This window comes from Flavobacterium sp. (assembly GCF_044339515.1).
Lineage (GTDB): Bacteria > Bacteroidota > Bacteroidia > Flavobacteriales > Flavobacteriaceae > Flavobacterium.
In genome coordinates this window covers 23,996-34,187 of the sequence record NZ_JBIIVK010000041.1, presented here as the reverse complement: position 1 = coordinate 34,187, position 10,192 = coordinate 23,996, and the positions used below count along the sequence as shown (strand labels likewise).

Genomic DNA, 10,192 nt, shown 5'->3' with positions numbered 1-10,192 from the left:
AAGGTAAAAAAACAGACCCAAAAGGTTATACCAAACGCACCTACCGCAGTAGTGAAAGTGATTGTAAGAAGTGTCCACTTCGAGAGCAATGTTGTGGAATGAAAACTAATTTCAAGAAGATAGACGATAGCATCCACAAAGAGCTTTATGACAAGATGCACCAAAAGCTCACTCAAAACCCCGATTATGCCAAACGAATGGTCAAGGTGCGAAGTAAAACCGTTGAACCCGTTTTGGGAACGCTGATTAACTTTCTCAACATGAAGCGAGTCAATACCCGAGGAATAAAACAAGCCAACAAACATGTTTTGATGGCCGCTATGACGTATAACTTGAAGAAATACCTCAAGTTTATTGGCAAAAAACCAAAAAGCCAAGCCCAAGTTGTATCAATCAATCAAGGGAAGGTAAACACTTCTATAAAAGTCACTTTTTTGAAGTTAAAACGAACGTTTTTACGTCTACATTTTTTAAACAACAACATCTTTAATCCAAAAATAAACCTCGCTTAGAAAGCACTAAACGAGGTTGTTTTTTATGATTAGATTGAAAATTTAGTTTTTTGAAGGGGTTGTGCAACGGTTACCCATGTTAGGTGCTGGCTTTATTTTCGGAAGGTTTCTATTGTAAACGTTGGTCTACCTAGTTCACTCCAAGTTTGTTCGGCAATGAATTCTTCCTTAAAGTCTTTAAAGTATTCTCCCATCATTCCAATGATTTTAAATTTTGGCACAAATATTCCTATGAACTTTATCAAGCCAATTTGAGTTTCTGAAACCTTTAAAGGAGGGGTGAATGTTTTACTATATCTTACCAAAGCGTCATGCATGGTGATGGCTTCAGGTCCTTGCATTATATAATCTTTATTTATTTCAGTATTTGTGGTTATTGCTTTAACAACCATTTTAGCATAGTCTTTTCCTGCTATCCAATGAATGGGATACTTTATTGTTTTAAAACCATTTAATTTATTACCTTTTTGAAACATCAATTCAAGGCTTTCCATAAACCATGATGGGTGGAAAAAAGTATAAGGTATTCTTGATTGTTTAATTAGTTCTTGTCCTCTACTTCGTATTTCATTGACGAAAATAGTTTTTCCTTGAGGAAAGTCTTTGCGATATGCACCTAATCCTGAAATCTTAAATATTTTTTTGATACCGTTTTGCTCACAAGCCTTGAGGATGTTTCTTACACCGTCAAATTCAGGCTGAAATTTGCTGTCGGGATATTCTGTTGAAAGGTTCAAGTATACGTAGTCTACATCTTTTAGTCCACTTATTAAAGATTGCACATCTTCAAGGTCAGCTTTAATAATTTCAACTTCTGATGGCAGTAACTTTTTTGCCTTTTCAATATTACGAACCAAAGCTTTAACTAAAATACCGTTTTCAACCATTTCATTAATTACCACTGAAGCTAAACGACCTGTTGCTCCTATAACTGCTACTTTTTTCATATCCTATTTCTTTTGAGTATTTATTCTGTAGCCTAAATGAATTCCACCCCAGAATTGGAATTGTTTATATTCAAATGAATTTCCATTTGTAAATGCTACGTCCTTTGCGAAAGCGTATAATGGGGCAATAAACGGTGTGAAATAAAAGCCGTTCAAATATTCCCGTTGCTTTTTAAATGGCATAATTCTATAACCAATCCTTAACCCAGCCAACAATTGGTCATTGGTTATTTTTTGATTATAGTTATTTTCTATTTCGTCTATGGAGTATATTACAACAGGGCCAACAAACAAACCATTGTTGTTCTCTTTGAAAAAATAGTCAAGGTCAAATGCTACTCCAAGCATGTTTTGTTTGAAGTCCTTATTGCCATGTATAAATTCAGGCAATTCCGATTTATACGGAACTAGACGAATAGCCCAATGAGGGATAGAATATCCAAAGTTGAAGTTGTAACCTTTAGTAAAAAACGAAGTTGGATCCGTTTCAATTTCAAAGGATCTTGTTTGTGCATTGGAGTTTTTAACTCCAAACAACAGAAGAAATGCTGTTGTTACTATAGTTATTTTTTTCATTTTTACAGTGTTTAATATTTACACTGCAAATGTCAATACAATAAAAATCTTGTAAATTGATGTATGGTAAGAAATGGTTTTATCCCGAAATTTCTTTTCTTATTCGGCTCAAACTCTCAGGTGTGATGCCTAAATAAGAAGCTATCATAAATTGGGGAACTCGTTGAATTAATGAAGGCCTTTCCTTTATGAAGTCTAAATAGCGGTGTTTAGCGTCATCCTTTACCAATGAAACGCTGCGTTTTATCAAATTTATGGTAGAACGGTCTGCAATAACCTTTCCTAATTTCATAAAGCTGAATGAAGAATTGAATAGTTTGTCTAAATCTTCAAATGATATTTTAAGTGTCTCTGTGTTTTCAAGTGTCTGAATAAAAAAGGCAGATTTGCTTTGAGACAAAAAACTCCCAAGATCAACTACAAAGTCATTTTCTGCAGCAAATTGTCGGATATGTTCCTTTCCGTCATAGAGTAAATATGATTTAGTCAGCCCCGAATTAATGAAATATAGATTTTTACAAATCTGTCCTTCTGAAAGTAGGTTTTCACCTTTTTGAAATGAAGCAGACTTAAAGTAATTAAGTGCACTACTTATTTCACTTTCGGGAATGTCAACCAAGTAGGTCAGAATTTGCTTTAATTGTAATAGTCTTTGTTCCAATGTTATTTAGTCTGTTTTTAAGCTTGCACCTAACTAGTAAATATACGCAAGTTTATACAACTTTTTTTATTTATCAAAAGAACAAGTTCATTTTTGTGATTTATTCATTTACAGCGTGTTCTGGATTTAGGTTAAAGTAGTTTTTTCGGGTTTTCTTCCACATTCATTCCACATTTGTTCGGAAAACTGTCTTGTCCTAAAATAGCTATACACAAAAAAAGTGTATATGGAACACCAAGATCAAGAGATTTATGCTTTACGAGAGCACAAGCAGAGCCGTTTTGACAAACGCTTAATTTTAAAAATCGTCAAAGAAGTTGAAAATGGACTTCCCAGAAAAGAAGCACTTCGGATTTATGATTTAGGGAAAACATCGTTAGATAGTTGGATGCGTTACTTTGGCTCACCCGATTACCATGAAAATATTAAACGAAGAAGCTATTCAAACCTTCAGAAGCGAACAATTGTCACGGCCATTGAACAAGGAAGATTGACCATTAAGGAAGCTAAAACGGCTTATAATATTAAGGATGAGCGATTAATTCGTAAATGGATTAAGCAATATCAATCAGAAAAAGTCGAAATTTGTATTGAAAACACTTCTCCAATGGCTAAAGAGAAATCATCTTTAAAAGATTTAGAAAAAGAAGCTTTGCAAAAAGCTTTACAAGAAGCAGAGCTTAAAATAAAAGCCTTGAACACGCTAATTGATGTAGCCGAAGACCAACTTAAAATTGATATTAGAAAAAAGTCTGGTGCCAAGCAGTCTTAAAAATGAAACAAGACTTCCCTAAGATAGGAATAGCTGTTTTATGTCGATTGTTTGGCAAAACAAGGCACGCTTATTACGATAGTTTATGGCGAAAAGAGAGTAGTTTAGTCAAAGAAGATGTTATCCTTCAAGAAGTAATTAACATCAGAAAAGACTTGCCGCGACTGGGAACTAGAAAGTTACACTATGTAATACAAAATAAGTTGATCTCCCATCAAATATCTTTTGGCAGGGATTATTTATTTGATTTATTGTCAGAGCATAAACTGTTGATTCGTCAAAGAAAAAGAAAAGCTATAACCACTGATTCTAGACATTGGATGAGAAAATATAGTAATTTGGTAAAAGGACTTGCAATAACAAGACCAGAACAGGTTTGGGTAAGTGATATTACTTATATCCGATTAACCAATCAATGGGGCTATCTAAGTTTAATTACAGATGCGTATTCTAGAAAGATAATGGGCTATAGTTTTCGTCAAGACCTTGCTGCTGAAGGTTGCATTGAAGCCTTGAAGATGGCTCTAAATAATAGACTGTATAATGAATCAATCATCCATCATTCTGATAGAGGTTCACAGTATTGTTCTCACAACTATATTGATTTATTGCTAAAAAACAAAATCGGTATTAGCATGACCGAAAATGGAGATCCATATGAAAATGCATTAGCAGAAAGAATAAATGGTATTATTAAAACAGAATTTAATCTTTACTCTAGCACCTTGGGTTTTGACCAAACAGGATATCAAGTAAGTAAAAGCATTAAGTCTTATAATGAATTAAGACCTCATGCAAGTTGTGATTATTTAACCCCTAACCAAGCTCATTTGAAATCAGATAAATTAAACAAACGATGGAAGAATTATAATGGAAGTTTTAATTATGAAAAAACAGTTGTATAGTATTTTTAGGATTAAGAATTATATTTGTATAACTATAATAGGATTTATTTAATAACCTGTATAGTTATTTTAGGACGGGTCAAACACCCCCTTTTTCCGAAGCCCGTTCGAACAAGTATCGAACAAATACCGAACAAAACCCCTCTAAAAGTCAAGAAAATCGTCATTTTCACTCAAATGGTGTCAAATGGTGTCAAATCCAGTCAAATGCCGTCAAAAGAAAAGACAATGTATAGTTTAAAAAAGTTGTTTTTTAGTGAGAAGTTCAACAGAAGTAATGACTAATCGTAAGCCATAATTTGCACCAGTCTGGAAAAAATTTTTATTTTTTCAGCCTTTTCCTTATTTTTACGGTTAAAAAATTGTAGAAAAATGAAAAAAATTACATTATTCATTTTAGTGCTTTGTTGTGTCCAATTCAGTTTTGCACAGCAGTATAGGCAAATTCCCGCCTCTCATGTGCAACACCCGGAGTTGGGAAAACATCCCAAAACATCGGGATTTCAAGATGTTGCTTACGAATTAGTGCATTTGCGAAGCGAGTATGCAAAGACGTATTTGAATACCAATAAAACCAAAACCACAGTTCAATCCGCATCGCCGCTTCATTATCAAGACGAAAACGGATTTTGGTTGACCAAGGAAAATCGCATCAGCAATCTAGCCAATCAATTGGTGTATCCTGTTCAAGACCCTTATGTTCAATTTGATAAAAATGAACAAGTTTTGTCACTTTTTAATCGGGATAACGAAATCAAGTTGGGCAAGGAAGTTCAATTTCTTTTTGTGGATGCAAACAACCAACTCCTCAAAAAAATCGGAAATACAACGACGCAACCCACTATTGAATCGTCCAATATATTGAATTTTACAAATTATGTACAACACATCGATAAGCGATATACCTTCTATAATCATGCAATAAAGAGCGATTATATCCTTAACAACAAAGAGCAATTTCCAACATCCTTCAACAAATTCATTATTGAAGAACAACTGGAACTTCCCACCGGATTTTCCTTTAAAATGGGGTACAATTCTGCACAAAAAATCAATCAATTGTTTATTGTAGATGCCAACGGACAAACTGTTTTTTCGTTTCATCATCCGATTGTTTCTGATGCAAAACCCGTTGAAAAAAAGTTCAGACATACGTTTGTACCTTATGAAGCGGTATATGAAGTGATTCCACAAGCGGGCAATCGCTATACGTTGCAAACCATTATTGAAGCTGCTTATTTAACCGCACCGGAACGCGTTTATCCCATCACCATCGACCCCGTGATTTCGATTGAAAACAATGCCATTGTCAACACTTGTTTTGCTCCTAATTTTCAGCAAAGTACCTTACAAGTTGCTGTTCCGGCGGGTCAAACGGTTTTGTATTCCGACATTAATTATGATTTTATAGCTACTGCCGGCACTGATGCCTGGATTTCAGACCAACGTAGTTTTGTTTCGGGTCCGAATGGAGAGACCGCTGTTTTTTCGGGAACAGGTGATCAAGGAGGTTCTTTTACGTATACCATCAACAATAGCGATATTGCTAATGTGACGTCAACCGGTACAATAGATTTTACTTTTCATTTTTCACGAGTTTGGGGTGGCTCCGGTTGTAATGCTACCTTTAATTTTGTTAACCGAAGAGAAGTTAGTGTAACCTATGGAACATTGGAATTTGGCGATGGACCAATTTTTATCAATGAATATTCAGCGTCCAACAGAAGCTTTACCGATGGATTTGGCAGAACCGAGGATTGGATAGAACTGTATAATGCTAATCCGGATACCTATTTTAATTTGGCAGGTTATCATTTGAGTAATGATGCAGCAGATCCTACTAAATGGCAAATTCAAAACGGTGTGATTCCACCGAATAGTCGTGTATTGGTCTATTGTACTCGAAGAGATGTTTCCTCCGGAACGGTTTTGTATTCAAATTTTAACTTGACGCAATTGCGACCCGATCAAATTGTATTGGCCGACCCTAACGGAGTGGTTTTGGAATCACTTGACATGTTTGTTACCCAAACCAATCATTCCTATGGAAGAAGCACAGACGGAGCCAATACGTGGCAAGTCTTCACTGCTCCAACTCCCGGCGGAACCAATTCGGGCGGTTTTACCACTTATACGACTAAACCGACCTTTGATTTACAACCCGGACGATACCAAGGTTCTGTAACGTTTACGTTGACTTCCACCGGTGAAAATGAAGTGATTCGATATACCACAAACGGTTCAACACCAACCAATACATCTCCGTTGTATACGGCTCCTGTTACATTGAATGCCACAACGGTTGTGAGGGCACGTGCTTTTAGTTCAGACCCAACAATTTTACCCGGTTTTATAGAAACCAATACTTATTTTATCAACGAAAATTCTACTCTTCCCGTATTTTCATTTGCCGGTGATGCTAATTTGTCGCAATTATTCGGAGGTAATGATTCCTTACGACCCTTAGCTCATTTTGAATATTTTGAAAACGACGGAACGTTCATCGATGAAAACTTAGGTGATTTTGACAAACACGGGAATGACTCATGGAATTATCCGCAACGCGGTGTTGATTTTGTTTCTCGTGATGACCACGGTTACAAAAGACGCCTGGAACATCAGTTTTTTGAAACATCGAATCGAACACGTTTTTCCCGTTTGATGGTAAAAGCGGGTGCCAGTGATAATTATCCGTTTGAAGCGGATGGAGCCCATATTCGAGATCCATTTATTCAAACGTTATCACAAAAAATTGGTTTAGACTTGGATGAAAGAAGTTCTACACACATTTCTTTATTTGTAAACGGTGCCTATTGGGGCGTTTATGATTTAAGAGAAAAGGTAGATGATAACGATTATACCGACCATTACTACGGTCAAGATCACACATTCAATGGAAGTGATGTTTACCTGCAATACATCAAAACGTGGGGTGGAACAGAAGCGGAATTCGGAAATGCTCCTGCCATTTCAGACTGGACTAGTTTAGTGCAGTACGTTCAAGACAACAATATGGGCGAGGCCCAACATTTTGATTACGTAAACAGTCAACTTAACATTAACAGTTTAATTGATTATTTTGTGATTAATTCGTTTGTGGTATCACGCGATTGGTTGAATTACAACACCGGTTGGTGGCGAGGATTAGACCCTAGTGGAGAAGCCCAAAAATGGCGGTACACTCTTTGGGACATGGATGCCGCATTAGGTCATTATATTAATTTTACCGGTATGCCGGATGTTTCCGCTACAGCCGATCCGTGTCAGGTAGAAAATTTGAATGTGGGCGACGGTCACACCCAAACCCTTAGAAAATTAATTCAAGAAAACCCGGCTGCCCGTCAAATGTATGTGACACGCTATGCCGATTTGCTTAACACCCATTTATCATGTGAAAACATACTACAGCTTTATGATGAAATGATTGCTGTTATTGCTCCCGAAATGCCGAGGCAGATTGCCAGATGGGGAGGAAACATGACGCAATGGCAAACTAATGTTGCAGATGCCCGTGAATTTTTATCTACCCGATGTGCGTATTTAATGAATACAGGAATAGGGGAGTGTTATAATTTAACTGGCCCTTTTGCTACCACCTTTAATGTGCAACCCGCTAATACAGGAAGAATAAAAATGAATTCAGAGTGGTTGGCAAGTTATCCGTTTCAAGCTCAGGTTTTTGGAAACATTGAAACCCTTTTAAAAGCCGAAGCCAATAGCGGATTTGTGTTTAGCCACTGGGAAGTGGATGGAGCGGTAATTCAACCGAATGAAGAAAATCCGGATATTGTTTTACAATTATCACAAGCTACACAAGTAACCGCTCATTTTATTGATCCTACTCAAACGGGTGACGATTTGATTTATTATTGGCATTTTAATGCTTTTGATAACCCTGAAGATGTGACTACGATTCCGGCCGATTACCAATTAATTGAAGAAGCAGCTCCATTGATGACCTATAACGGAACCGGAGAGAGAGACATTGATTCTAACAATGAAGGTTCTGAAATCAATTTACATTTGGGTGAAGCCGCCGGAAGAATTGCCAGAGTTCGCAATCCTTCTGTCAACAGAAGTTTGGTATTTGACTTGCCAACAACTGGTTATCAAAACATCAAATTTGATTATGCTGTGATGCGAACCAACCAAGGGCAATTGAAAAATATTGTTTCCTACAGTTTGGATGGTATCAATTTTACGCAAGCAGGATTAACCACTACCGAATTTGATGTACTTACGACTTTTAATTTAATACAATTGGATTTCACCGCTATTCCGGGTGTTAATAATAACCCTAATTTTAAAGTTAGGATTACGTTTGAAGGAAATACTATTGCCTCCAACGGAAACAACCGATTTGATAACATCACGTTAAAAGGGATTCCATTGCCGTTGAGTGTGGACAACCCAACAATTACCCAGTTGCAATTGTTTCCGAATCCGGCCAAAAACGAAGTGAATCTTATCAGTGCAAAACCTGTTCAAAAGGTGGAGGTTTTCACCCTTTTGGGTCAATCCGTTTCCACGTTAACGATAGATGCAACAACACAAGCAACAATTCCAACAGCCAACCTTTCTGATGGTATTTATTTGTTACAAGTGAGTGGCGAGAATTGGAATGATACGTTTAAATTAGTGATTAAGAAATAAGTTTTTTATCAGAATTATAAAAAGGGTTTAGCTTTTATCGAAAGTTAAACCCTTTTTTTGATGTCTTTTTAAAATATTAAATTTTACCTTGTTTCTTTTCTTGTTTACTTACAAGATTATTGATGCATACTGATGAGACTTTGGTAGCAAGGGGGCAGTTATTAGCTCAACTGTTTATTGTATAAAACGTTCTATTATCTGTTCCATGTTTTGTTATTAGATTTAGTTCTGTCGCTTTTTTCAAATCTCTCGATGCGGTCGCAGTTGAAATAGCTTTGAATGTTTTCATATAATCTTTTCTGGTAAATTGATTTGATGAAATTTTTAAAAAATAGTCGATTCTGTCCATATCTCTCAGTGTGCGATTTGTAAAATTTAAAAGTTCACCAAGTGATCGGTCAATTACTTGTAACATATATTCTATAAACAAAGTTGAATTTCCGGCTTTGTCACTTAATGCTAAAGATTCGTAATATTCTTTTTGGGTTTTGTTGATTAAACTTTCAAAAGGTAAAAACTCGAAAACCGGATATTTTTCCATTAGAATAACTGTTTGCCACAATCTTCCGATTCTTCCGTTTCCGTCAAGAAATGGATGGATGAATTCCATTTCGTAATGAAAGACACAACTTTTTATCAGCGTTATTTCATCTGATTTTTTCAGATAAGTAAATAAATCTTTCATCAAAAATGGAACGTTAGCATAAGGTGGGGCAACATGAGCAACTTCAACACCTTTTACAATTCCAACGCTTTTCGTTCTATATTTTCCCGGATTAGTAATTAATCCTTTCATCAGTAATTGATGTGCTTTTAGAAATGATTTTTCATCAGTTGATGTAAAACTTTCTAAGTTTTCATATACTTTAATTGCATTTAAAACTTCTGTTACATCTTTTTCAGGACCAATAACTCTTTTGTTTTCCAGTAGAGCAGTAATCTGTTCTTGTGAAAGCGTGTTTCCTTCAATTTGTAAAGAAGAATGAATGGTCTTGATTTTATTTTGCTTGCGTAGGGTGGGAGATTGCTTGTTTAAATAAGTAGCATTTACTTCGCCAATCTTTTCAGAAATTGCAGTTACACGTTTTAAAATGGTCTGAGTTATTTCATAGGGTGGTTTCATTAATGCTATCATTTGATGCTATCAAAGATATAAATTTTGTCCG

8 protein-coding genes are annotated in these 10,192 nt (G+C 35.8%); 4 read left to right on the top strand and 4 right to left on the bottom strand.

The window, feature by feature from the left end:
* On the top strand, positions 1–512 hold a 512-nt coding region (locus tag ACIQ0M_RS11380; RefSeq protein WP_396152322.1), incomplete at its 5' end, for a transposase.
* Between the two features lie 92 nt (positions 513–604).
* Here ACIQ0M_RS11380 and ACIQ0M_RS11375 read toward each other — a convergent pair.
* The 3 genes from ACIQ0M_RS11375 to ACIQ0M_RS11365 form a co-directional block, all read right to left on the bottom strand.
* Positions 605–1,459, bottom strand: coding sequence for an SDR family oxidoreductase (locus ACIQ0M_RS11375; RefSeq protein WP_396152320.1), 855 nt, complete (start codon positions 1,457–1,459; stop codon positions 605–607).
* 3 nt (positions 1,460–1,462) lie between these two features.
* Entirely contained in the window at positions 1,463–2,035 is a 573-nt protein-coding gene (locus ACIQ0M_RS11370) for a hypothetical protein (protein WP_396152318.1), read from the bottom strand.
* A 79-nt stretch (positions 2,036–2,114) separates the two neighbouring features.
* Positions 2,115–2,696, bottom strand: coding sequence for a Crp/Fnr family transcriptional regulator (locus tag ACIQ0M_RS11365; RefSeq protein ID WP_396152316.1), 582 nt, complete (start codon positions 2,694–2,696; stop codon positions 2,115–2,117).
* Positions 2,697–2,922: 226 nt separating this feature from the next.
* Here ACIQ0M_RS11365 and ACIQ0M_RS11360 point away from each other — a divergent pair, with 226 nt between their 5' ends.
* From ACIQ0M_RS11360 to ACIQ0M_RS11350, 3 genes are all read left to right on the top strand, one after another.
* Positions 2,923–3,468, top strand: a complete 546-nt coding sequence (locus ACIQ0M_RS11360) for a hypothetical protein (protein ID WP_396152313.1) — start codon at positions 2,923–2,925, stop codon at positions 3,466–3,468.
* 2 nt (positions 3,469–3,470) lie between these two features.
* A complete protein-coding gene (locus ACIQ0M_RS11355; RefSeq protein ID WP_396152311.1) occupies positions 3,471–4,373 on the top strand; it encodes an IS3 family transposase in 903 nt (300 codons plus the stop codon).
* A gap of 372 nt (positions 4,374–4,745) precedes the next feature.
* Positions 4,746–9,026, top strand: a complete 4,281-nt coding sequence (locus tag ACIQ0M_RS11350; protein WP_396152309.1) for a CotH kinase family protein — start codon at positions 4,746–4,748, stop codon at positions 9,024–9,026.
* A 166-nt stretch (positions 9,027–9,192) separates the two neighbouring features.
* Here ACIQ0M_RS11350 and ACIQ0M_RS11345 read toward each other — a convergent pair whose 3' ends face one another.
* On the bottom strand, positions 9,193–10,149 hold the full coding sequence (locus ACIQ0M_RS11345; RefSeq protein WP_396152307.1) for a Fic family protein: 957 nt from the start codon (positions 10,147–10,149) through the stop codon (positions 9,193–9,195).
* Positions 10,150–10,192 lie beyond the last annotated feature (43 nt).